The 22,270-nt window shown below is 72.3% G+C and carries 21 protein-coding genes and 1 pseudogene; 6 read left to right on the top strand and 16 right to left on the bottom strand.

Annotated features, from left to right (window positions below):
* Positions 1–77: 77 nt before the first annotated feature.
* From ACFYPA_RS24640 to ACFYPA_RS24630, 3 genes are read right to left on the bottom strand one after another with little or no spacing between them, the layout of a single operon-like run.
* The gene (locus ACFYPA_RS24640; RefSeq protein WP_359085094.1) at positions 78–773 is read right to left on the bottom strand and encodes a response regulator transcription factor; all 696 of its coding nucleotides are present in this window, start codon (positions 771–773) and stop codon (positions 78–80) included.
* Positions 770–1,993: a MacS family sensor histidine kinase gene (gene macS / locus ACFYPA_RS24635; protein ID WP_359314582.1), complete on the bottom strand. Its 1,224-nt coding sequence runs from the start codon at positions 1,991–1,993 to the stop codon at positions 770–772. Before macS ends, ACFYPA_RS24640 begins: the two co-directional genes overlap by 4 nt.
* A 37-nt stretch (positions 1,994–2,030) precedes the next feature.
* A complete protein-coding gene (locus tag ACFYPA_RS24630) occupies positions 2,031–2,780 on the bottom strand; it encodes a lysophospholipid acyltransferase family protein (RefSeq protein ID WP_359085092.1) in 750 nt (249 codons plus the stop codon).
* Positions 2,781–2,978: 198 nt separating this feature from the next.
* Between ACFYPA_RS24630 and ACFYPA_RS24625 the strand changes: the two genes are divergently transcribed.
* Complete coding sequence (locus ACFYPA_RS24625; protein ID WP_359350184.1) at positions 2,979–3,758, top strand: alpha/beta fold hydrolase; 780 nt, start codon at positions 2,979–2,981, stop codon at positions 3,756–3,758.
* Positions 3,751–4,428, top strand: a complete 678-nt coding sequence (locus tag ACFYPA_RS24620) for a hypothetical protein (RefSeq protein WP_359085090.1) — start codon at positions 3,751–3,753, stop codon at positions 4,426–4,428. The genes ACFYPA_RS24625 and ACFYPA_RS24620 overlap by 8 nt, the downstream gene beginning before the upstream one ends.
* 6 nt (positions 4,429–4,434) lie before the next feature.
* Here the strand turns inward: ACFYPA_RS24620 and ACFYPA_RS24615 are convergent, their stop codons facing one another.
* The 6 genes from ACFYPA_RS24615 to ACFYPA_RS24590 form a co-directional block, all read right to left on the bottom strand.
* On the bottom strand, positions 4,435–5,190 hold the full coding sequence (locus tag ACFYPA_RS24615) for an endonuclease/exonuclease/phosphatase family protein (RefSeq protein WP_389134203.1): 756 nt from the start codon (positions 5,188–5,190) through the stop codon (positions 4,435–4,437).
* Positions 5,191–5,268: 78 nt separating this feature from the next.
* Complete coding sequence (locus ACFYPA_RS24610; protein ID WP_350998474.1) at positions 5,269–6,210, bottom strand: ROK family glucokinase; 942 nt, start codon at positions 6,208–6,210, stop codon at positions 5,269–5,271.
* Between the two features lie 73 nt (positions 6,211–6,283).
* Positions 6,284–6,742 (bottom strand): DUF5304 domain-containing protein, encoded by a 459-nt coding sequence (locus ACFYPA_RS24605; RefSeq protein WP_359085088.1) that lies wholly within the window; start codon positions 6,740–6,742, stop codon positions 6,284–6,286.
* Positions 6,743–6,828: 86 nt separating this feature from the next.
* On the bottom strand, positions 6,829–8,043 hold the full coding sequence (locus ACFYPA_RS24600; RefSeq protein WP_389134199.1) for an ArsA family ATPase: 1,215 nt from the start codon (positions 8,041–8,043) through the stop codon (positions 6,829–6,831).
* A 4-nt stretch (positions 8,044–8,047) separates the two neighbouring features.
* The gene (locus ACFYPA_RS24595; RefSeq protein WP_359085086.1) at positions 8,048–8,497 is read right to left on the bottom strand and encodes an SRPBCC family protein; all 450 of its coding nucleotides are present in this window, start codon (positions 8,495–8,497) and stop codon (positions 8,048–8,050) included.
* Between the two features lie 111 nt (positions 8,498–8,608).
* Positions 8,609–9,415, bottom strand: coding sequence for a metallophosphoesterase (locus tag ACFYPA_RS24590; protein ID WP_359085085.1), 807 nt, complete (start codon positions 9,413–9,415; stop codon positions 8,609–8,611).
* A gap of 279 nt (positions 9,416–9,694) precedes the next feature.
* Here ACFYPA_RS24590 and ACFYPA_RS24585 point away from each other — a divergent pair, with 279 nt between their 5' ends.
* On the top strand, positions 9,695–11,491 hold the full coding sequence (locus ACFYPA_RS24585; protein ID WP_389134197.1) for an AMP-dependent synthetase/ligase: 1,797 nt from the start codon (positions 9,695–9,697) through the stop codon (positions 11,489–11,491).
* A 57-nt stretch (positions 11,492–11,548) separates the two neighbouring features.
* On the opposite strand, the gene ACFYPA_RS24580 is transcribed toward ACFYPA_RS24585, so the two are convergent.
* On the bottom strand, positions 11,549–12,691 hold the full coding sequence (locus ACFYPA_RS24580) for a glycosyltransferase family 4 protein (protein WP_359350175.1): 1,143 nt from the start codon (positions 12,689–12,691) through the stop codon (positions 11,549–11,551).
* Positions 12,692–12,792: 101 nt separating this feature from the next.
* Here ACFYPA_RS24580 and ACFYPA_RS24575 point away from each other — a divergent pair, with 101 nt between their 5' ends.
* Positions 12,793–14,064 carry a glycosyltransferase 87 family protein gene (locus ACFYPA_RS24575; RefSeq protein WP_389134195.1) on the top strand — a complete coding sequence of 424 codons (1,272 nt, stop codon included), beginning with the start codon at positions 12,793–12,795 and terminating at the stop codon, positions 14,062–14,064.
* Here ACFYPA_RS24575 and ACFYPA_RS24570 read toward each other — a convergent pair.
* From ACFYPA_RS24570 to ACFYPA_RS24550, 5 genes are all read right to left on the bottom strand, one after another.
* A complete protein-coding gene (locus tag ACFYPA_RS24570; protein ID WP_389134194.1) occupies positions 14,021–15,274 on the bottom strand; it encodes a hypothetical protein in 1,254 nt (417 codons plus the stop codon). The genes ACFYPA_RS24575 and ACFYPA_RS24570 overlap by 44 nt on opposite strands.
* A gap of 16 nt (positions 15,275–15,290) precedes the next feature.
* Entirely contained in the window at positions 15,291–16,325 is a 1,035-nt protein-coding gene (locus ACFYPA_RS24565) for an NlpC/P60 family protein (protein ID WP_359085080.1), read from the bottom strand.
* Positions 16,326–16,561: 236 nt separating this feature from the next.
* Positions 16,562–17,587 carry an NlpC/P60 family protein gene (locus ACFYPA_RS24560; RefSeq protein ID WP_359085079.1) on the bottom strand — a complete coding sequence of 342 codons (1,026 nt, stop codon included), beginning with the start codon at positions 17,585–17,587 and terminating at the stop codon, positions 16,562–16,564.
* A 286-nt stretch (positions 17,588–17,873) separates the two neighbouring features.
* Positions 17,874–19,235: an NYN domain-containing protein gene (locus tag ACFYPA_RS24555; protein ID WP_359085078.1), complete on the bottom strand. Its 1,362-nt coding sequence runs from the start codon at positions 19,233–19,235 to the stop codon at positions 17,874–17,876.
* Between the two features lie 36 nt (positions 19,236–19,271).
* On the bottom strand, positions 19,272–19,514 hold the full coding sequence (locus tag ACFYPA_RS24550) for a hypothetical protein (protein WP_014156692.1): 243 nt from the start codon (positions 19,512–19,514) through the stop codon (positions 19,272–19,274).
* A gap of 160 nt (positions 19,515–19,674) precedes the next feature.
* Here ACFYPA_RS24550 and ACFYPA_RS24545 point away from each other — a divergent pair.
* Both ACFYPA_RS24545 and ACFYPA_RS24540 read left to right on the top strand, forming a co-directional pair.
* Positions 19,675–20,461: pseudogene (locus ACFYPA_RS24545) on the top strand (rhomboid family intramembrane serine protease).
* On the top strand, positions 20,458–20,739 hold the full coding sequence (locus ACFYPA_RS24540) for an Lrp/AsnC family transcriptional regulator (RefSeq protein WP_136328375.1): 282 nt from the start codon (positions 20,458–20,460) through the stop codon (positions 20,737–20,739). The pseudogene ACFYPA_RS24545 and the gene ACFYPA_RS24540 overlap by 4 nt, the downstream one beginning before the upstream one ends.
* Before the next feature lie 65 nt (positions 20,740–20,804).
* Here ACFYPA_RS24540 and ACFYPA_RS24535 read toward each other — a convergent pair whose 3' ends face one another.
* The gene (locus ACFYPA_RS24535) at positions 20,805–22,184 is read right to left on the bottom strand and encodes an aminotransferase class V-fold PLP-dependent enzyme (RefSeq protein ID WP_359314558.1); all 1,380 of its coding nucleotides are present in this window, start codon (positions 22,182–22,184) and stop codon (positions 20,805–20,807) included.
* Positions 22,185–22,270 lie beyond the last annotated feature (86 nt).

Genomic DNA, 22,270 nt, shown 5'->3' with positions numbered 1-22,270 from the left:
TCACCACGCTAAGGGTGATCCAGGTCACAGGAGAGGGTTCGTACGGTCAATTCCCGCGCAAAGTCCGGCTGTTGATCTCAGACGTCGTCGAGCCCGCGCTCGATCGCATATCGAACGAGCTCCACCCTGTTGTGCAGCTGGAGCTTGCCCAGGGTGTTCTGGACGTGGTTCTGGACGGTGCGGTGCGAGATGACCAGCCGCTCGGCGATCTGCTTGTACGAGAGCCCCTTGGCCACCAGCCGCAGCACCTCGGTCTCCCGGTCGGTGAGCTGGGGGGCCTTCGGCTCGTTCGACGCGACGGGTGCGGGTTCGGAGGCCAGCCTGCGGTACTCGCCCAGGACGAGGCCGGCGAGGCCGGGAGTGAAGACCGGGTCGCCGACGGCGGTCGAACGGACCGCGTCGGTCAGCTCCTGGGTGCTCGCCGACTTCAGCAGATAGCCGGTGGCGCCGGACTTGACCGCTTCCAGCACGTCGGCGTGCTCGCCACTCGCGGAGAGCACCAGGACCCGCAGCCCGGGCTGCGATCCTACGAGCTCCTTGCACACCTGCACGCCCGGCATCCCGGGCAGGTTGAGGTCGAGGACCAGGACGTCGGGGGTGACGGCCCCGGCCCGGCGGACGGCCTGCGGGCCGTCACCCGCCGTCGCCACCACGTCGAAGCCGGACTCGGCCAGGTCGCGGGCGACGGCGTCGCGCCACATCGGATGGTCGTCGACCACCATCACCCTGATGGGCCGCTGCTGCCCGGCGCCCTCTTCGGTTGCTGCGCTCATCGGACTGAACCCGCCTTCCCCCGTGAAACCTTCGGAACCTTCAATTCGACCTCGGTGCCCTGGCCGGGCACCGAGATCAGTTCTGCCGTGCCGCCCAGGTCGCGCAGCCGCCCGCGGATCGACAGGGCGACGCCGAGGCGGCCCTCGCCCTCGGCCTGGGCCAGCCGTCCCTCCGGGATGCCCGGTCCGTCGTCCCGGACCGTGACGATCGCCTCGTCCGGCCAGTCCTCCACCAGGATCCACGCCTGGGCACCCTCCCCCGCGTGCACCCGGACGTTGTCCAGGGCCGCGCCCACGGCCGCCGCCAGTTCCCGGGCCGCTTCGGGGGCGAGTAGCACCGGTGCGCCGGGCTCGGCGAAGGTCACCCGGGAGCCGGCGTGCGGGGCGAGCAGGGCGCGCAGATCGGTTGCGGCCGGGGGGTCCTCGTCGTCGTCCGTCTCGACGGTCCGCACGACGGCGCCCTCGGCCGCGTCCTCGGAGACCCGGGTGGGGGGCACCAGGCCGCTGGAGACCAGGGTGCGCAGGGCGACCTCCTGCTCCCCGGCCATCCGGCCCAGTTCGGCGGCCTCGCCACCGATCGCCGTGCCCCGGCGCTGCACCATGGCGAGGACCTGGAGCACGCTGTCGTGGATGTCGCGGGCCAGACGTTCCCGCTCCCGGGTCGCGGCCTCGATCTCCAGGGCGCGGGCGAGGGTGCGCTCACTGGCGCGGGCGACCTCGACGACGTACCCGATGGCGATGGAGGCGACCCAGACCAGCAGGACGTTGTGCAGGGTGTCGCGGCTGGGTTCGGCCCGCTCGATCAGGTTGGCCACGGCGACGAAGGTGGAGGCGAACGCCGCCCACCGCCAGCCACCCTTGATCGCGAAGGCCAGGACGGATCCGGCGGTCCAGATGGACGGCAGGGTCGGCCCGTCCATGTGCTGGGCCTGGAAGTCGGCGAGCGGGGTGACGAGGATGCCGATGAGCGCGAGCGTGAGGTCGGCGCCCAGGAAGCGCTTGGTGCAGGCCGCGGCGCCCGAGACCTTCGGCAGGGTGGCGAGCGTCCAGAGCGTCATGACCGCCAGGAAGGCGATGGCCACCCATGGCCGTTCGTACTTCTCGCGTCCGAAGACGGCGAGCAGGATCGCGTAGAGCATCGTCAGGACGCGGTACGCGGTCAGGGCACGCCACAGCGGCTGCTCGACCGACATCCGCACCACGCGTACACGCTTGGCCATGCTGTTCTCCCCCGCCCCCCGGCGGACCTTCGCGCCCTCAGGCGTCGTCCCGGTCCGCTTCCGCGCCCGATGGCGCCTTCTTGGCCTCGGCCCGTCGCTTCGCCTCGTCGGCGAGCTGCCGCTTGGCGGCGGTCGCGTAGATGTCGACGTACTCCTGGCCCGACAGCTTCATGATCTCGTACATCACCTCGTCGGTGACCGAGCGCAGGATGAAGCGGTCGTGCTCCATGCCGTGGTAGCGGCTGAAGTCGAGCGGCTTGCCGATCCTGATCCCCGGGCGCATCAGCTTGGGCATCACCTGGCCGGGCGGCTGGATCTTCTCCGTGTCGATCATCGCGACCGGGATGACCGGCGCGCCGGTCGCGAGCGCCACCCGGGCGAGGCCGCCGGGCTTGCCGCGGTAGAGGCGGCCGTCGGGCGACCGGGTGCCCTCCGGGTAGATGCCGAACAGGCCGCCGCTCTCGATGACCTCGATGCCGGCCTTGATCGCCGCCTCGCCTGCGCCGCGGGCGCCCGAGCGGTCCACCGGGAGCTGTCCGACGCCCTTGAAGAAGGCCGCGGTGAGCTTTCCCTTGACCCCGGGCGCGGTGAAGTACTCGGACTTGGCGATGAAGGTGACCTTGCGGTCCAGGACGGCGGGCAGGAAGAAGGAGTCGGAGAACGACAGATGGTTGCTCGCGAGGATCGCCGGTCCCTGCGCGGGGATGTTCTCCAGGCCCTCCACCCACGGCCTGAAAGCGAGCTTCAGAGACCCGCCGATGGAGAACTTCATAGCGCCGTAGATCAACTCGGTTGCCTCCTGTCGTGCCGTCCGACAGACCTTAACCCGTGCCGTGCCCCGCGCTCCCGCCCGGCACGGGCGGGTGCCCCCCGCCCCGGCAGGTGACGGCCCTGGTCGGTGTCGGCCCGGTCGCGTACGGTGAAGTAATCCTTCCGCACTCCCCTCTTTCGCTCCCCTTTCGAGCCTCACGAACAGGAGACCCCGGTGCCGGTCCTTCCTGGAGCCGAGCCGTTCCGCCACGAGGGCGGAGAGGTCGGCGTCCTTCTCTGTCACGGCTTCACCGGCTCCCCGCAGTCGCTGCGCCCCTGGGCCGACTACCTGGCGGAGCGCGGGCTCACGGTCTCGCTGCCGCTCCTGCCCGGGCACGGCACCCGCTGGGAAGACATGCAGGTGACCGGCTGGCAGGACTGGTACGCGGAGGTGGACCGGGAGCTGCGGGCGCTGCTGGAGCGGTGCGAGCAGGTCTTCGTGTTCGGTCTCTCCATGGGCGGCGCGCTGTCGCTGCGGCTCGCGGCGAAGCACGGCGACGCGGTCCGGGGGCTCGTGCTGGTCAACCCGGCCAATAAGGTGCACGGTCTCGCGGCGCACGCCCTGCCGGTGGTCCGCCATCTGGTGCCGACGACGAAGGGCCTGGCGAGCGACATCGCGCTGGAGGGTTCCCACGAGGTGGGCTACGACCGGGTGCCGCTGCACGCGGCGTACTCGGTGCGGAAGTTCTTCCGGCTGGTCGACGCCGAGCTGCCCCAGGTGACCCAGCCGATCCTGCTGCTGCACAGCCCGCAGGACCACGTCGTGCCGCCCGCCGACACCGCCCGCATCCTGAGCCGGGTGTCCTCCACCGATGTCGAGGAGATCCTGCTGGAACAGAGCTACCACGTGGCGACGTTGGACCACGATGCGGAGCGGATCTTCGACGAGAGCTACTCGTTCATCGGCCGCCTCGCTCCGAACGTCGGAATGAAGGGGAGCACGTCCGGTGGCTGAGCACGACGCGGAGCGCGCAGGCAGCGAGGAGGAGCGCGAGCCGCTCCCCGCCGGGGGAGCGGCCGTCCCCGACGAGGACGGCGGTGCGCCCGCTGCGGAGACCCCGCCCGCGCCCGCCGGGGCCGAGGGCGAACGCCCGGTCGACGAGGACGCCGTCTGGAAGGCGATCGTCGAGGGGTACGGGGAGGAACCGCCGGACCCGCCGGGTGCCAGGCCCTTCCGGTCCGTGGAGGACCTCGCGCTCCCGGAGGAGGACACCGTCGCTCCGGACCCGGACAAGGGCCTCGGCAAGAGCCGGCCCAAGCCGCCGGAGAAGCCGCTCGGCAGCTCGGTGGTCTTCGCCCCGGGTGTCGGCGGTCCGCGCGACTACGAGCCGGCGGAGCCCGCCGAGGGCGACGTCGACGGCGATGACGACAGCGGCGAGGGGCACTTCGTGCCGCCGGAGCCGCCACCGCTGCCGGAGGCCGACGTCACGGCGAAGTTCGCCTGGCTCGCGGTGATCGGCGGCCCGGTCCTGCTGCTGCTCGCGGTGCTGCTTCAGTGGGAGATGACCTGGTGGCTGACCACGGTCTGCGTCGGCGGCTTCCTGGGAGGTTTCGCGACGCTGGTGGCGCGCATGGAGCACGACGACGAGGACGGTGACGACCCGGGCCGCGGCGCGGTGGTCTGATCCGCCCTAGGGTGTCGCGGGCACCCTGAGCGCGGCCAGCACCGGCAGGTGGTCGGTCGCCGCCAGCAGGTCGGCGTCCACGACTCCGGGCAGTCCCGTCGGGACTCCGCAGCCGAGCACCTCGATGCCGTCGCTCGCGAAGACGGCGTCGAGCCGCTTGTGCGGGTCGTGCGGCGGGAAGGTGTGCTCGCCGCCCCGGGGCCGCAGGGCCCAGCAGTCCTGGAACCGCCCGGCGAGCAGCCGGAAGGCACGCCCGCTCGGTACGTCGTTGAGATCGCCGGCCACGACCACGTGGTCGACGCCCATCGCGTCCACCGTCTCCAGCAGCCGCCCGGCCTGGGCGAGGCGTTCGGTGCGCTCCAGGCTCAGGTGGCAGCTCAGCACGCCGATCCTGGCGCCCGCGATCCGCACCACGGCCGTGGCGAAACCCCTGCGGTGCAGTCCCGGGGTGAGCGGCAGCAGGATGTCCTCGGTGCGCTCCACCGTGGCGCGCAGCGAGCAGAGCAGCAGGGGCCCGGCGGCGGTGGCACCACCGCCGAGGACCACCAGGCCGCTGCGTGCGGCGAGCCGGGCGGCCGCCTTGCGCCAGCGGAAGAAGCGCGGCGCCTCCTGGACGAGGACCAGATCGGGTGCGCAGGCCTGGATGACGCGGGCCAGTGCGTCGCAGTCGTCACGCATCGACCGGATGTTGTAGCTGAGCACCCTGATGACGGCCGAGCCGTCCTGTTCGGTACGGGAGACGGGCAGCGACGTCATGACCATGGAGCTCACGATACGGCGGACGCCCGCCCCGCCCCGAGGGGGCGCGACGGGCGTCCGGTGTGTCCGTGTCGGGCCGGATCAGCCCTGCCGGGCCAGGTCCGCCGCACCCACGAGGCCGGCCTTACCGCCCAGTTGGGCCGCGAGCACCTGGGCGTGCGGGCGCCACTCGCCGCCGATCAGCCAACGCCGGAACGACTTGCGGATCGGGTCGAGGACCAGTTCGCCCTCGTCCGAGACGCCGCCGCCGACGATGAAGGCCGACGGGTCGAAGAGCGAGGCGAGGTCGGCCAGTCCGGCGCCGGCCCAGCGGGCCAGCTCGCGGAACGAGTCGACGGCCACCGGGCAGCCCTGGCGGGCGGCCTCGCTGATGTGCTTGCCCTCGATGCCCTCGACCGTGCCGTCGCCGAGCGCGAGCAGGATCGTGGCGTTCTCGGGGGTGGCGTTGGCGCGCTGCTTCGCGTACCGCACGAGGGCGCGGCCGGAGGCGTACTGCTCCCAGCAGCCCTGGCTGCCGCAGCCGCAGAGGAGCCCGTCCGGGACGACCCGGATGTGGCCGAACTCGGCGGCCACGCCGAAGCGTCCGCGGCGCAGCTTGTTGCCGATGATGATGCCGCCGCCGAGACCGGTGCCCAGCGTGATGCAGATGACGTCCTCGTGGCCCTGGCCCGCGCCGAAGCGGTACTCGCCCCAGGCGGCCGCGTTGGCGTCGTTCTCCACGACCACGGGAAGGCCGACGCGCTGCTCGACCTTGTCCTTCAGCGGCTCGTGCCGCCAGTTGATGTTCGGAGCGAACAGCACCGTGGCCCGCTTGTCGTCGACGTATCCGGCCGCGCCGATGCCGACCGCCTCGACCGGGTGCCCCTCGCTCGCGCCGGACACCGCCGCCGCGATGGCGTCCACGATGCCTTCGGCCGTCGGCGGGGTCGACACCTTGAAGGTCGAGAGGATGTGGCCCTCTTCGTCCACCACTCCAGCTGCGATCTTCGTGCCGCCGATATCGACGCCGATGGTGAGTCCCATGAATCCCTCAGTTTCGGTCGAGCCCCGCTGGGGCAACCGTACCCGAGGCCCGGGCCCGTCCTGTCGTCGCCGGTCAGTCCAGGTCGATGTGTTCGCCGGCGCCGGGCCCCTCGTCACGGGGGTCGGAGGGGTCGTCCGCCTTGTTTTCCTTGCCTGCGGGGTCGCCGGCACCCTGGGTCCAACGGCGTTCCTGACCCTCGACCGCCGAGCGGTAGGCGGCGAGCAGCTCACTGCCCGCGGCGGCGATGTGATCGAAAACGTCCGGATTACGTTCGATGACGGGCTCGACGGCGGACTTCGCCTGCTTGATGACCTGCTGGACGGCTCCCTGCGCCGCCACGCCGAACAGCGGCGTCTGGAGGGAACCGAGCTTGTCGGCCACGGCGTCGACCAGCTTGCGCAGCTCCTCGGCGGCGGAGCCGGGCGGCGAGCCGTACTCAGCGCGACGGCGGGCCTTCTCGGCGGCGAGGTCCTCGGCGCAGGCCTGCGCCCACGCGTCGTCGTCGGCGGGACGATCGGTGGCTTCGCTCATGGCGGACTCCTGCGACGTGGCTGCCGGGCTGCCCGGCATCCGGGGCTTCTACCAACGACGGTACCCGAACGGTGGCCCTGGGCCGTTCAGCTCGTCCTCGGCCACAGTGCGGGGTCCGGCGTGAAGCGCACCCGCAGCACCCCGTCGGTGAGGGCCGCGCCGGAGACGGTGCAGCGGCGCAGCGCGGACTCCAGGGGCACGATGCGGTGGAACGGTCCGACGGTGAGCAGCAGTTCGTTGCCGCGCCGGACCAGTTGGAGGTCCTTCTTGACGGCGCCGGGCAGGGGCAGGCACCAGACGAGTACGCCGTCGGCGCCGTCCTGTCCGCCGTGGGCGCCGGTCTCCTCGATCCACCAGGCGTCCTCGGCCCGGCCCGTGTCCCGGCTGTCCGGGGTCAGGGCCGGCACGTCGTCCGCGAGAGGCGCGAGGTCCTCGGGGCCCTGCGGATCGCGGCCCAGGTGGGGCACGAGCAGCGGCGGGGCCTCGGCGGACCGTTCCTCGTGCCAGTGTTCGAGGCACTTGTCCTGCTGCGCGGAGAGCGCGGCGAACCAGGGGTCGGACGAGTGCCGGGGCAGCACCTTGTTGGCCACCAGCGCGTCGACCCTCAGCCCGTGCAGGGCGAGCCCGGTGCGGGCCGCGCGCAGGGCGTCCTCGGCGGCCGGGCCCGGTTCGGCGACGAGCCGGAGGGTCGTCGCGCGGTCCTCGATCAGCGCCTGGACCTCGGCGAGCTCGGCGTCGCGCCGGGCGGCGGCCTCGTACAGCCACTGGGCGGGCATGGGCACACCGGCGAGCTGCGCGAGCATCGGGCGCAGGGCCCGCGCGGCCTGGCGTTCCCGGGGCAGCAGCCGGCGCAGGTAGCGGCGCAGTTGTCCGGGCAGGGCCAGCACGGCGAGGGCGTCGCGCAGCGGCGGCAGGTCGACGACGAGGAGGTCGTAGCCGGCGCGGGACCAGTCGCCCCGCGCGGCGCGGCGCAGGGAGTGCAGCAGGGCGAGTTCGGCGCTGCCCGGGAGTTCGGTGAGTTCCTCGCCGTCCATGCGGTTGCCGCCGAGCAGGTCGAGCATGCCGGACAACTGGTCCTGGAGCGCGAGCAGTTCGCTGCGGAAGTGGGCGCCGGAGTCGATCCGGACGGACCACAGCCCGTCGGTGACCCCGGTGGGTTCGGTGGCCGACGGGAAGCCGGGTATGGCGTCGGCGGTGATCAGCAGGGTGCGCGCGCCGCCGCGGGCGCCGGCCAGTGCGGTGGCCGCCGCGACGGTGCTGCGGCCGGCGCCGCCGAGGCCGGTGACCAGGACCGTACGCACCGGGTCAGTCCTTCGGGACGGACTCGACACGCTTCTTGAGACCGGCCAGGGCGCGGTCGATGATGACCTTCTCCGCCTTGCGCTTGATCATGCCGAGCATCGGGATCTTGACGTCGACGGTCAGCCGGTAGGTGACCTCCGTGCGGTCGCCGTCACCGAGCGGCGCGAGGGCGTACGAGCCGTCGATGGCGCGCAGCATCTGGGACTTCACCAGGGTCCAGCTGACCTCGTAGTCGCCGGTCCAGGTGTAGGCGAGGGTGTGGTCGTCCTTGATCGCTCCGGCGTCCAGGACGAGGCGGACCTTCTCGGCGCGGCCGCGGTCGTCGGTGCCGAGCACCTCGGCCTCCTTGACCTCGCCGGTCCATTCCGGGTAGCGGTCGAAGTCGGCGATCACACCCATGACGTCGGCCGGCGCCGCCTCGATCGTGATGCTCGAGCTGGTGTGTTCAGCCATCGCTGTGGCCCTCCAGTGCGGTGTACCGGTCGGTCGGCAGAGGCCTGCCGCCAGAAGGCTATCGCGTGAGCGTCGCGCCTCGTCCCAGGCCCCGGGCGAGCGCGGCCCCGGTCACCACTCCAGCGCCCAGGGCCGGCCGGTCGAGGCGAAGTGGCCGACGTTCACGCACTCGGTGTCGCCGATCCGCATCCGGCGTACCAGCGGCTGGTGGACGTGGCCGAACACGGCGTACCGGGGGCGGGTGCGGCGGATGGCGGCGAGCAGCGCCCGGCTGCCGCGCTCGAAGCGGCGCGCCACGGTGTCGTACGTCAGCTCCGGGACCTCGGGCGGGATGTGCGTGCAGAGCACGTCGACTTCGCCGACCGCCTCGATCTTGGCCGCGTACTCCTCGTCGCTGATCTCGTACGGGGTGCGCATCGGGGTCCGCAGGCCGCCGCCGACGAAGCCGAAGACGCGGCCGCCGATCTCGACCCGGTCGCCGTCCAGGACGGTGGTTCCGGGGCCCGCGTACTCGGGCCACAGGCCGGGGATGTCGACGTTGCCGTAGGTGGCGTACGTCGGAGTGGGCAGCGCGGCGAACATCTCGGCGTACTGCTTGCGTACCGCACCGATGATCGCGGCGTTGCGGTCCATCCCCGCCCACAGCTCCCGGCCGAAGTCCCGGGCCTCCTCGAAGCGGCGTTCGGTGCGCAGGGCGACGATCCGGTCGGCGTTCTCGACGCCGAAGAGATCGGGGAAGATGCCGCGCGAGTGGTCCGCGTAGTCGAGGAAGAGCACCAGGTCACCCAGGCAGATGAGGGCGTCGGCGCCGTCCCCGGCGCGGGCCAGCGCCTCGGTGTTCCCGTGCACGTCGCTGACCACGTGGACACGGGTGCGCTGTCCGGCGGACGCGCCCCGGCTGTTCCGTCCTGCTCGCATGACGATCACCCTAGGACCCCGGCGTCCAGGTGGGTAGAGCCACCCGGACCTGCGGTTACCTCCGGGTGTGCGAAGAGGTGCACTATCGTGCGGCTGAGGCCCACCGATATGTGTGACGCATGAGACATCTGGCCTGAACCCCCTATCCGGAACCGAGTACCGGTGGGTAACGTCCGGGCAGTCCAGTCGTGCTCACCCCACTGAGCACCCCCGATCTTGGACCGCAGCCGGTGCGTCACACAGAGCCGTGGCACCGGAGCCCGATGAGGAGCAGCAGTCTTGCGCGAGTTCAGCCTTCCGGCCCTGTACGAGGTCCCCTCGGACGGCAACCTGACGGATCTCATCCGCCGCAATGCCGCTCAGCATGCCGACGTCGCGGTGATGAGCCGCAAAGTGGCCGGCGCCTGGACGGACGTCACCGCCGCCCAGTTCCTGACCGAGGTCAGAGCCGCCGCCAAGGGGCTGATCGCCGCCGGTGTCGAGCCCGGCGACCGGGTCGCCCTGATGTCCCGCACCCGCTACGAGTGGGTGCAGCTGGACTTCGCGATCTGGAGCGCGGGGGCCGTCACCGTGCCGGTGTACGAGACGAGCTCCCCCGAGCAGGTGCAGTGGATACTCGGCGACTCCGGCGCGGTCGCGGTCCTGGTGGAGAGCGACGCGCACGCGGAGGCCGTGGCCTCGGTGCGCGACCGGCTGCCGGAACTGCGTCATGTCTGGCAGATCGACAAGGGCGCGGTCGACGCGCTGACGGCGTCGGGTGCGGAGATCTCGGAGGAGACCGTCGATCTGCGCAGCGTGAGCGCCAAGGCCGACGATCCGGCCACCATCGTCTACACCTCGGGCACCACCGGCCGCCCCAAGGGCTGTGTGCTGACGCACCGCAGCTTCTTCGCGGAGTGCGGCAACGTGGTGGAGCGGCTGAAGCCGCTGTTCCGTACGGGCGAGTGCTCCGTGCTGCTGTTCCTGCCCGCCGCGCACGTCTTCGGCCGGCTGGTCGAGGTCGCTTCCGTGATGGCACCGATCAAGCTCGGCTGCGTACCGGACATCAAGAACCTCACCGATGAACTGGCCGCGTTCCGGCCGACGCTGATACTCGGAGTGCCGCGGGTCTTCGAGAAGGTCTACAACTCGGCCCGTGCCAAGGCCCAGGCCGACGGCAAGGGCAAGATCTTCGACAAGGCCGCGACCACCGCGATCGCCTACAGCCGCGCGCTGAGCACCCCGCAGGGCCCGTCCATGGGCCTGAAGTTCAAGCACAGGGTCTTCGACCGGCTGGTCTACAGCAAGCTGCGGGCCGTGCTCGGCGGACGCGGTGAGTACGCGATCTCCGGCGGCGCCCCGCTGGGCGAGCGGCTCGGCCACTTCTACCGCGGTATCGGCTTCACCGTCCTGGAGGGCTACGGCCTGACCGAGACGTGTGCGGCCACCGCCTTCAACCCGTGGGACCGGCAGAAGATCGGTACGGTCGGCCAGCCGCTGCCCGGCTCCGTCGTGCGCATCGCCGACGACGGCGAGGTGCTGCTGCACGGCGAGCACCTGTTCGCCGGCTACTGGAACAACGAGACGGCCACGGCCGAGGCGCTGGCCGACGGCTGGTTCCACACCGGCGACATCGGCACCCTCGACGAGGACGGCTACCTCGCCATCACCGGCCGCAAGAAGGAGATCATCGTCACGGCGGGCGGCAAGAACGTCGCTCCCGCCGTCATCGAGGACCGCATCCGCGGGCACGCCCTGGTGGCGGAGTGCATGGTGGTCGGCGACGGCCGCCCGTTCGTGGGCGCGCTGGTGACGCTGGACGAGGAGTTCCTGGGCCACTGGGCCGAGGAGCACGGCAAGCCCGTCGGCTCGACCGCCCTGTCGCTGCGCGAGGACCCGGAGCTGCTGGCCGAGGTGCAGCGCGCGATCGACGACGGCAACGCCGCCGTGTCCAAGGCCGAGTCCGTACGCAAGTTCCGCATCCTGGCCGCCCAGTTCACCGAGGAGGCGGGCCACATCACGCCGTCGCTGAAGCTGAAGCGGAACGTGGTGGCGAAGGACTTCGCGGACGAGGTGGAGTCGATCTACCGCGGCTGACCGTCCGCATGCCGCGAGGGGCCCGTGCACACCGTGCGGGCCCCTCGCGCGTACCCGTCAGAGCAGTTCCCGCAGCCGTTCCGCCAGCAGGTCCCAGCGCCACTTCTCCTCGACCCAGGCCCGGCCCCGCTCCCCCATGCGCCGGCGCAGCTCCGCGTCGCCGAGCAGCGCGATGATCCGCTCCGCCGACTCCTCGGCCGAGCCGCCGCGCACCACCCATCCGGTCTCGCCGTCGAGCACGGCGTCCGGGGCTCCGCCCGAGTCGCCCGCCACGACCGGCAGCCCGGTCGCGGACGCCTCCAGGTAGACGATGCCGAGGCCCTCCACGTCGAGCCCGCCGCGCCGGGTGCGGCACGGCATCGCGAAGACGTCACCGGCCCCGTAGTGCGCGGGCAGCTCCTCCCACGGCACCGCCCCGGTGAACCGCACCGAGTCCCGCACCCCGGTCTCGGCGGCCAGCTTCTTCAACGCGTCGGCGTACGGTCCGCCGCCGACGATCAGCAGGACGGCGTCCGGCACCGCGGCCAGGATCGCGGGCATCGCGAGGATCAGGGTGTCCTGGCCCTTGCGGGGCACCAGCCGGGACACACAGACGACGACGGGCCGGTCCGTGAGCCCGAGCCCGGCCCGGACGCGGTCGCCGCCGGAGTCCGGGTGGAAGGTCTTCTCGTCGACGCCCGGCGGCAGCTGGACCATGCGCTCGGCGGCGGCCGGGGTGAGCGCGGCGGCGATCCGGGAGCGGGTGTACTCGCCGAGGTAGGTGATCGTGTCCGTGCCCTCGCCGATCCGCCGCAGCAGTTGCCGGGAGGCGGGCAGCTGGGCCCAGCCGGCCTCGTGCCCATGGGTGGTGGCGACCAGCCGGCGGGCGCCTGCCCGGCGCAACGCCGGTGCCATCAGCCCGAGCGGGGCGGCGGCGCCGAACCAGACGGAGGAACAGCCGTGGGTGCGCAGCAGCTGAGCGGCACGCCGGGTCACCCGCGGGGTCGGCAGCAGCATCGTCGTACGGTCGCGGACGACGGTGAAGGGCTGGTCGGCGTCGAAGGCGGCGGTGGCCGCCGCTCCCTCGGCGCCGCGCTTCCAGGTGGAGGCGTAGACGACGACCTGTTCCGGGTCCAGCCGGAGCGCCATGTTGTGCAGGAACGCCTGGATGCCACCGGGGCGGGGCGGGAAGTCATTGGTCACGATCAAGGTCTTGTCCATCGCCGCCGACAGTACCGGGCGGCCCTGCTTGATGGCTCCCGCAGGGACCGGACGGGCATCATGGCTCCTCGTACGACGAACGGAACGGACGAGGGCGGGTCATGACGGGTTCGAGCGGCACACGGCCGGCAGCCTTCACGGTGTGGGCGCTCACCAGGGCCCTGCTCCTGCTCTGGGTCACGAAGGTCATCACACCGCCGGGGCTCGACGTGACGAGCGATGTGTCGGTGATCTACCACGGCTGGTACGACGTGCTGAGGTCGGGCAGCTACCCACAGTCCGACCTCACCTGGCAGTACCCGCCCGTCGCGGCGCTCGCGATCCTCTCCCCCGCCCTGCTGCCCTTCCTGGACTACGCGTCGGCCTTCTTCGTCCTGGCGTTCCTGTGCGACGCGCTGGTGCTGGGCCTGCTGCTGTACGCGGGCCGGGGCGCCGCCCGGCGGACCACCGGAGCGTGGGTGTGGGTGGCGGGGGTGCCCCTGCTGGGCACGACCGCGTACGCCCGGTACGACGTGATGGTGACGGCCGTCGCGGTGGCGGCGCTCCTGGCGGGGATCCGGCATCCGCGGGTGCTGGGGGCGCTGGCGGCGTTCGGGGCGCTGCTGAAGGTGTGGCCGGTGCTGCTGCTCGCCGGGACCGCCCGCGGCCGACGGACCCGCCTGGCGTGGACGACGGCGGGCGGGGTGGCGCTCGGGCTGCTGGTGCTGTGCACCGCGGCGGCGCCCGGCGCGCTGGCGTTCCTGGGCTTCCAGCGGGACCGGGGCACCGAGGTCGAGTCGCTGGGGGCGCTGGTCTTCCACGTGGCGCGGCAGTTCGGCTGGCAGGGCCGGGTGGAGCTGCACTACGGCTCGCTGGAGTTCCTGGGGCCGCACGTGCCGCTGGTGAGCACCCTCGCGCTGGGGCTGAGCGTGGCCGCGTTCGGCTGGCTGCTGGTGTGGCGGCTGCGGGCGAGGACGTTCGGGGTGAGTACGACGGCGGACGCGGCGTTCACCGCCGTGCTGCTGTTCACCACCACGAGCCGGGTGATCAGCCCCCAGTACATGCTGTGGCTGGTCGGTCTGGCCGCGGTGTGCCTGGTCTTCCGGGAGAGCCGCATGGCCTGGCCGGCGGCCCTGGTGCTGGTGGCGACCGGCGTCACCCAGCTGGAGTTCCCGCTCGGCTTCGGTCATGTGGTGACCAGCGACGCGACGGGCGTGGCCCTGATGTTCCTGCGCAACGGGCTACTGGTCGCGGCGTCCCTGCTCGCGTGCGCGCGGCTGTGGCGGGACACGGTGCGCACCCCGGCCGACGGCGTTCCCGCGGCGGGTACGGGATCCGCCGGGCGCCCGCTCAGCCGAGCCGGCTCACCAGATACTCCCGCCAGCGCACCGTGAAGTCCTGCTCGGTGGTGCCGAGCACCTCGTGCAGGGCCTGCTCCACCGCCCCGTCCCGCCCCGAGTGCCCCCCGACGGCCCGGTAGAAGGCGAACAGCTTCTGCTCGCCCCAGCGCTCGGCGATGAGCTCGCAGGCCAGCCAGCCGCCCTCGTACGCCCTCGCGAGCCGGTCCGCGTCGCCCGCGAAGCCGAAGTCCTCGTCGGTGGGCAGTGCGGCGGGCAGGTCGCCGCCTCGGACGGCGTCACCCAGTTCGGGGGCGACCTCGGCGGCGGTGCGCCCGCCGCCCCGGTAGGCGGCCCAGTCCGCGAAGCCCTCGGAGAGCCAGGCCGGGGTGGCGGCGGAGGTGTCGGTGCGGGTGGCCACATGGGTGGTCTCGTGGGTGAGGACGACGCGCTGTCCGAAGGCGCCGAGCATGGCGTACGCCTCGGGGTTGACGATCACCCGGTCGGCGGGGGCCTTGCCCGAGCCACCGGTCTCGCCGGTCGTGACGGCCGCTATGCCCCGGTAGTTCGCGGCGGGCGATCCGAGCAGCTCGGCCATGTCCGTCACGGTGCCGGGCACCAGCACCACCACGCGCCCGGCCCAGTGTTCCGGCCAGGCCGCGGAGACGTCGGGCACGGCCCGGTCCGCGGTGGCGGCGATCCCCTCGAGCTCGTCCCGGGACCGGCCGACGCCCAGCACCAGGCTGTACGCGCCGCGCACCACGTCGACGTCGCCCTGCTCCCAGAGCTGTTCGCCCCCGCCGTCCGCGGCCCGGTCGGCGGTCAGGTACCAGCGGCCGTCGGCGGGGTCGCGCTCCAGGTCGAGCACCCGGTCGACGGAGACGGGCGCGCTGTCGTACCCCTCGATCCGGTACCCGAGCCGTACGTCGGCGGTGGCCCGGTCGGCGCCGTGCGCGGCGAGGTCCGTCACCCGGTACGTCCAGGTGTCGAGCGGCACGTCCGCGAGATGGGCGAACTCCTTGCGCTGCGCCCCCCGCAGCGCGGTGGCGTCCGGGTCCACGACCGCGACGTAGGCCTCCGCGTCGTGGTGCAGCACGGCGGCGGCCCGGCGGTCCAGTGTGGCCCGGATGTCGCGGGCCGTGGTGCCGGGGGCCTTGTCGGCCGGGGCCGTACAGGCGGCCGCGCACAGGAGCGCGGCGAGCACGGCGCCCGCCGCCCGCCTTCGTCCGCCGCGCGCCCGCCCCGCGGTGCGCCCCTGATCAGCCACATGACCGAGGGTACGGTCAGACCCGGGTGACCGAGGAGACGGGCATCATGCCGACGGGGTCGTAGCGGACCGGGGCGCCCGGGTACGGGGCGTGGATCACCTGGCCGTTGCCCACGTACATCCCGATGTGACTGGCGTCCGCGCGGTAGGCGACGAGGTCGCCCGGACGGGCCTCCGCGAGCGGCACCATCCGGCCGGCGTACCGCTGGGCCTGCGAGGTCCGCGGCAGGCTCACCCCGGCCTGGGCGTACGCCCACTGCATCAGCCCGGAGCAGTCGAATCCGGAAGGCCCGCTCGCACCCCAGACGTACGGGAGGCCGAGCGCCCGCTGGACGGCCATGACGGCGGCCGCCGCCCGGGCCGACCCCGCCGGCAGTCCGGCCACCGGCCCGGCGGCCCCACCGTCGCGGCCGGAGCGCGAGGCCCGGTCGAAGGCGGACCGCTCGGCCCCGGGCAGCTCCTCCAGCAGGTCCCTGGCCTGGTGGAGCTTGCGCTCGATGGTGCGCTTGTGGCGGCTGACGGCCGCCCGGTCGCGCTCCAGGCCGGCGAGCGAGCGAGCCGCCTCCGCACGGGTCTGGGCGAGCGCCTGCTGGGCCTTGCGCAGGCCGGCCAGGGCCGTGGCACGACGGTGATCGGCCCGGTCCAGGGTGGCGGCCCGGTCGAGGTAGCTGTCGGGGTCGGAGGAGAGCAGCAGCGCGAGCGAGGGGTCGATCCCGCCGGCCCGGTACTGCTCACGGGCGGCCGTGCCGATCTCCGTACGCATCCGGTTGACGCGCTCCTGGCCCCGGGCCGCCCGGTCCTGGGCCCGGCGCACCTCACCGCGCAGCCGTGCGACGCTCTCACCGGCCCTGTTGTACTGCTCGGTCGCCTGTTCGGCCTCGGTGAAGAGGCGGTCGACCCGGGCTCCGGCGGTCCGCGGCGTGTCCTGCGGCTCGGCGTTCGCGGTGGCTCCGCCGAACGCCGCGGCGGCGGTCGCCGCCGCGGCCGACAGGACGGTCACCCGGGCACTCCGGCTCGTGCCGGGCTGTGTGGGACGGCGATGGGACACCACAGGACGCCGCACTCCCTTCCGCTGTACGCAACGCGCGCAGCCCCTGCCACCCGGGGCGGGCGGACCGACGCACGGGAGCTGCACAGCAGGCAGACAGTAGTCGCGTGATCACGCAGCGGACAAAGACCACGCCGGTCGGGCGGGGGGCACACACAGTGACGCCCCGCCGGTGACCTGTGGTCTCCGGCGGGGCGGCTGTCAGTACGGGGCGCGGGAATTCGCCCGTTCGGGCGTGGTCAGATGCGCACCGCGCCGTAGAAGCTGCCGATGGTGCTCATCGACTCGTAGCGGACGAAGGCGCCCGAGTGCGGGGCGTGCAGCACGGTGCCGTTGCCGGCGTAGAGGCCCACGTGCTGGTTGCCGTTGAAGAAGACGAGGTCGCCCGGCTTCAGCTGGCTCTGGCCGATCCGGGTGCCCTGGTTGATCTGGGTGTACGTGGTGCGGGTGATGTTGGCACCGGCCTGGCCGTAGGCCCACATGGTCAGGCCCGAGCAGTCGTAGGAACCGGGGCCGGACTGGCCGGGGGCATACGGCTTGCCGATCTGGCTGGCGGCCGCCTGCAGCGCGGCCGCTCCCAGGCCGGAGGCGGGGGCCTCGTTGCCGAGGTCCACCCGGGTACCGGCGTCGCGGCTGGCGCGCTGGTCGTCCGCGCGCATCTTGTCGCGCTCGGCCTGGGTGAGGGTGTTGAGCAGTTCGCGCGCCTCGGCGAGCTTGGCCTGCTGCTTCTTCTTCTTCTCGCCGAGCGTCTTGCGGACGTCCGCGAGGTCGCTCAGCTTGTCCTGCGCCTCCTTGCGCTCCTGCGCGAGGGACCGCTGCTTCTCCTGGATCTTCGACAGCGACTCGGCCTGCTTGGCCGTCAACTGGTCGAGCGCGGAGGCCTGGTCGAGGAAGCTGTCCGGGTCGGACGCGAGGAAGAGCTGCACGGAGGGGTCGATGCCTCCGGAGCGGTACTGCGCGGCGGCCAGGGAACCGAGGCCGGAACGGAGGTTGTTGAGCTCCTGCTGACCGCGGGCGACCTTGTCCTGGATCGCGTCGATCTGCTTCTGGAGCTTGTCCTGCTTCTCCTTGGCCAGGCTGTGCTGCTCGGTGGCGCTCTCCGCCTCCTCGTACAGCTTGTCGACCTTCTCCTTGACCTCGCTCTTGGTCGGCTTGGGGTCGGCGTGGGCCGCCTGGGAGGTCAGGGCCACGGCCGCGGCGGCGGTCGCGGTGAGCACGGTCACGCGGGCGCGGCTCGGTTGCTTGGGACGACGGTGGGACCCCACGAAGGCGAGCTCCTTCTTCCTCGAGCCGCCTACCGGGCTCCGGAGGAGGTGAACTCCCCCAGCTCCGTGCACGTCACGGCCTCGGCGGTTCCTTCACTGCCACCCCGGGTGGGTGATCAACCGTGCGAAGGTTCGAGGCCCGACCTTAGTGACCATCTTGTGATCAGTTCAAATCCTCACGGGCAAAATCTCGTCACAGGAGGTACTTCTTTGCCCACACCGCACAGGGTGTAGCGGTGACTTGACGGTCCGTTCCCTGATTTCCGGCAAGTCACACCAACACACCTTAGACGCGCGAAAGCCGCTTCAGGAGCAAGACGGACGCAACGGGCCTGGCCCCCGCCTTCGCCACCCCGTCGGCCACTTCGCGGTCGGTCGAGACCACCACCACGGGCCGCCCGGGCGGTTCGGCACGGGCCAGTTGACGGATGACCTCGTCCGCGGTGACACCCGGCTTGCTGAACAGCACCCGCACCCCGCGCGGCGGCGCGAGCAGTACCGGCGCGGCAAGTTCGGCGCCGTCGAAGACACAGGTCATCTCGGCGCCCGTCTGGGCCGCGAGCAAGGACAGCCCGCCCAGCAGCCGCAGCCGCTGCTTCTCCAGCGGCATCTGCGGATAGCCGGTCTTGGTGACGTTGTAGCCGTCCACGATCAGATGGGCCTGCGGCAGCGCGAGCAGTTGGTCGAGCAGCGCCGGATCGGTCTCCGAAAGGGCCCTGGCGGCGATGTCCTTGGGTGACATCCGGCCGGGCTCGACCGCGTCCACACTGTCCGCGGGACGCATCGAGGAGGGCGGCAGCGCCAGTTCGCGGCGCAGTCCCCCGGCGGCTTCGAGCACGGTGTCGAGCAGCAGCCGCAGCCGCATGTCCTCGACCGAGCGTCCTTCCCTGGCGGCCCTGCGGCCCGCCTCGACGGACGCCTCCGCCTCTCCGAGCCTCGTCCGCAGTCTCCGGGTCTCGCTCTCCGCCGCGGACACCTGAGCGGCCGCCTCGGCCCGCAGGGCATCGCTCTCGGCCCTGCCGCGGCGCATCGCCGCCTCGCCGCGCTTCACCTCGTTGGCCGCGCTGCGCAGCTTGCGCTGGAGCGAGTCGGCCTCCTTGCGCGCGGCGTCCAGCTCGGCGCGGAGCCGCTCCGTCTCGCTCTTCGTCTGGGCGCGGGCGCGGACGAGTTCCTCGCGCAGCCGTTCCAGTTCGAGCCTGATCTCCTCGTCGGCCCGCTCGGCGCCGGCCCGCTCGGCCTCCTCGCCCGCGGCGGCGACCAGCTTGACCCAGCCGGCCGGCCTCAGCACATAGGCAGCGGCGGCCACGTCCATGGGATCCGCGGCGGCGGGCGGGGAGCCCGCCACCAGCGCGGCGGCCAGCTCCGGCTGGGCCTCCTTCAGCCGTTCGCCGATGCGGCGGCGGAAGGACGCGTCGCCCTCCAGCGCGGCCGCCATCGCGTTCCCCGCGAACTTGGCGCGCCGGGACGGCGTGAAGCGGGCGTACTGCCGGAGCTGGGCGGGGAGTTCGGTGACCGTGAGGCCGCCGAACGCGTCCGAGACCAGCGCGACGACCCGGCGCCGCACGCCTTCGGGCAGCGGGCGGTCGAGCACCTCCACGGCGTCGCCGGCCTCATCGGCCGGCGTGGCACCGCCATCGGGCTGCTCCACCTTCCGTCACCTCATTTTTGTGTCCGCACGGCCCCGTCAGGAGTCGGCACCCGGCCTGTCGACTAGTTCGATCTGGTCCACCGCGTTGCACCAACGACAGCGCACCGACTCGATGGTCTCACTGACCACCTCGCGTTCTTCGACGCTGGACTCACCGGCCAGGTCGAGGTGCACGTACTCGACGACCTTGGACGAGCGCGTCACGTCGAACCTCGTCAGGTTTCCGCAGAGCGTGCAGCGCCAGCGAGTTCCGTCGGTCGGCTGGGGAACCGTCGTCATCGTTGTGTCCTCTTATCTCGAGCCGTGAGCTGCCGGACAAGGATCGCGCGGTGCGCCGTCGAACTGCGGATGCCCTCCGTCAACCCTACGGCCTCGGTGCTTCCCACCGGCACGGCGAGGCGGTCTGTCCTGTTCCCTCCGCTTGCGTCATGCTCTGTTCATGATCGATCGACGGGCTGCGGCCGGCAGGATCCTGCGGGCGGCGACTTCGGGCGGGCCTCCGGTGACGTACGCCCTCATCGCCCTGTGCTGCGTGGTCTTCGTGATCAGCCCGCTGTCGGGGTTCAACCCGGTCTACGGCACCGCCGACGCCCTGCTCGCGGCCCAGGCCGGGTACTTCGAGCGCTGGGGCGTGATCCCGAGCGAACTGTGGGACGGGTCGGCGCACGCCGTGCTCACCCCGCTCACCGCCCTGTTCGTGCACGGCAGCTGGCTCCACCTGCTCGGCAACATACTGTTCCTGTACGTGTTCGGGGCGATGGCCGAGGAGCGCATGGGCCACACCGAGTTCGCGTTCTTCTACCTCGGCTGCGGTTATCTCGCCCTGCTCGCCTACGCGGCCGCGCACTCCACCTCCGACCAGACCCTCGTCGGCGCGTCGGGGGCGATCTCGGCGGTCCTGGGCGCCTTCCTCTACCTCTTCCCCCGGGCCCGGGTCACCAGCCTGTTCCCGTTCCTGCTGTTCCTGCCGCTGCGCTTCCCCGCGTGGATCGTGCTGGTCTTCTGGTTCGTCCTGCAGTGGCTGGCGGCCGAGGGCGCCGGAAGCGGCCCCGGGGTGGCCTACCTCGCTCACGTGGTCGGCTTCGCCACGGGCTTCCTCTACGCCTGGGGGCGGTATCGGCGTGACGCCGGACCCGTGCCCCGGGCGCGAGCCCGGCATGATCCCGACGCGAGGCTCTAGAGTGAAGTCTCCAGCCACGGCCACCGAGGGAGAAAGCCAGCCGTGATCACCGCGATCGTGCTCATCAAAACCAGCGTGGACCGGATTCCCGAGATCGCCGAGGCCATCGCCGCGCTGGACAGCGTCAGCGAGGTCTTCTCGGTCACCGGTACCTACGACCTGATCGCCATGGTCCGGGTGTCCAAGCACGACGACCTCGCCGATGTCATCCCCGGCCGGATCAGCAAGATCCCCGGCGTCGAGGGAACCGACACCCACGTGGCGTTCCGTACGTACTCGCAGCACGACCTGGAGGCGGCCTTCGCCATCGGGCTGGACGCGTAGCCACGTCAACACGTTCGGCCGGGTACGGACAGCTGTCCGTACCCGGCCGAACGTGTTGAGGAGCCTCAGACCCGGGTGGCCGTACCCCGGTCGGGGACGCAACGGCCGCCCTCGGTGCGGTACTTCCACTGGGCGCCCTCGCTGACGAGCTCCTTGACCGCGCGCAGGAAGCGCTCGATGTGCTCGTCCGGCGTACCGGCGCCGAAGCTGACCCGGATCGCGTTGAGGGACTTCTGGCCCGGCTCGGCCTCCGGCGCGCCGCACTCGCCGACGTCCTGAGGGTCGCTGCCGAGCAGGGTGCGCACGAGGGGGTGGGCGCAGAACAGTCCGTCGCGGACCCCGATGCCGTACTCGGCCGAGAGCGCGGCGGCGAAGTGCGAGCTGTTCCAGCCCTCCACCACGAAGGAGATGACGCCGACCCGCGGGGCGTCGTCGCCGAACAGCGAGAGCACCTTGACCGCGGGGACCTCGGCGAGTCCTGCGCGGACGTCGGCGACGAGCCGCTGCTCCCGGGCGACCAGGCTGTCGAACCCGGCCTCGGTGAGCGCCTTGCAGGCGGAGGCGATGGAGTAGACGCCGATGACGTTGGGCGAGCCGGCCTCGTGGCGGGCGGCGGTGGTGTGCCATTCGACGTCCACCCCGCCGTCGGCGCGCCGGGCGACCTGGCGGGAGGCGCCGCCGCCGGCCAGGTAGGGCTCGGCCGCGGTCAGCCAGTCGGAGCGGCCGGCGAGGACGCCGGAGCCGAAGGGCGCGTACAGCTTGTGACCGGAGAAGGCGACCCAGTCGACGTCCAGCTCGGCGATGTCGACGGGGTGGTGCGGGGCGAGCTGGGCGGCGTCCAGCACGATCCGGGCGCCGTGGGCGTGCGCGGCGGCCGCGAGCTCCTTGACGGGCCACAGCTCGCCGGTGACGTTGGACGCGCCGGTGACGCAGACCAGGGCGGGGCCGTAGGGGTCACGGCCGGCGAGCGCCCGCTCCAGGGTCTCGACGGCCTGGGCGGGGGTGCGCGGGGCGTTCAGGTACGTCACCCGGGCGTCGCGCCAGGGCAGCAGCGAGGCGTGGTGCTCGGTCTCGAAGACGAACACCTGGCAGTCGGCGGGCAGAGCGGCGGCGAGCAGGTTGAGCGAGTCGGTCGTGGACCGGGTGAAGACCACCTGGTCGTCGGCGCGGCAGCCGAGGAACTCCGCCACGGTCTCGCGGCTGCTCTCGAAGAGGTCCGTGGAGAGCTGCGAGAGGTAGCCGGCACCGCGGTGGACGCTGCCGTAGTACGGCGCGTACGCGGCCACGTCGTCCCACACCCGCTGCAGGGCCGGGGCGCTGGCGGCGTAGTCCAGCGCGGCGTAGGTGACCTCACCGCCGGTGACCAGCGGAACCGTTACATCCTTGCCCAGAACCGGCAGCGGGGTACAAATCGACTGGTCGGTGGCAGCAGTGAGGACAGACATGACGAACTCCCGTAACAGGCAGGCGAATCCCGCGTGCCCGCGGATACGCGACAGCACGGAGGGAAGAAAGAAGGGTGTGCGGAGAA

This window comes from Streptomyces sp. NPDC005775 (genome assembly GCF_042871565.1).
Taxonomy (GTDB): Bacteria; Actinomycetota; Actinomycetes; order Streptomycetales; family Streptomycetaceae; genus Streptomyces.
Note: the sequence above shows the minus strand (reverse complement) of the source record. Positions and strands in the feature narration are given on the sequence as shown.

What these genes read in the sequence shown, in the direction of transcription:
- ACFYPA_RS24640 (WP_359085094.1), bottom strand. Translation starts at nt 773, where the DNA reads ATGAGCGCAGCAACCGAAGAGGGCGCCGGGCAGCAGCGGCCCATCAGG.
- macS (WP_359314582.1), bottom strand. Translation starts at nt 1,993, where the DNA reads ATGGCCAAGCGTGTACGCGTGGTGCGGATGTCGGTCGAGCAGCCGCTG.
- ACFYPA_RS24615 (WP_389134203.1), bottom strand. Translation starts at nt 5,190, where the DNA reads ATGGTCATGACGTCGCTGCCCGTCTCCCGTACCGAACAGGACGGCTCG.
- ACFYPA_RS24610 (WP_350998474.1), bottom strand. Translation starts at nt 6,210, where the DNA reads ATGGGACTCACCATCGGCGTCGATATCGGCGGCACGAAGATCGCAGCT.
- ACFYPA_RS24605 (WP_359085088.1), bottom strand. Translation starts at nt 6,742, where the DNA reads ATGAGCGAAGCCACCGATCGTCCCGCCGACGACGACGCGTGGGCGCAG.
- ACFYPA_RS24595 (WP_359085086.1), bottom strand. Translation starts at nt 8,497, where the DNA reads ATGGCTGAACACACCAGCTCGAGCATCACGATCGAGGCGGCGCCGGCC.
- ACFYPA_RS24590 (WP_359085085.1), bottom strand. Translation starts at nt 9,415, where the DNA reads ATGCGAGCAGGACGGAACAGCCGGGGCGCGTCCGCCGGACAGCGCACC.
- ACFYPA_RS24580 (WP_359350175.1), bottom strand. Translation starts at nt 12,691, where the DNA reads ATGGACAAGACCTTGATCGTGACCAATGACTTCCCGCCCCGCCCCGGT.
- ACFYPA_RS24575 (WP_389134195.1), top strand. Translation starts at nt 12,793, where the DNA reads ATGACGGGTTCGAGCGGCACACGGCCGGCAGCCTTCACGGTGTGGGCG.
- ACFYPA_RS24550 (WP_014156692.1), bottom strand. Translation starts at nt 19,514, where the DNA reads ATGACGACGGTTCCCCAGCCGACCGACGGAACTCGCTGGCGCTGCACG.
- ACFYPA_RS24535 (WP_359314558.1), bottom strand. Translation starts at nt 22,184, where the DNA reads ATGTCTGTCCTCACTGCTGCCACCGACCAGTCGATTTGTACCCCGCTG.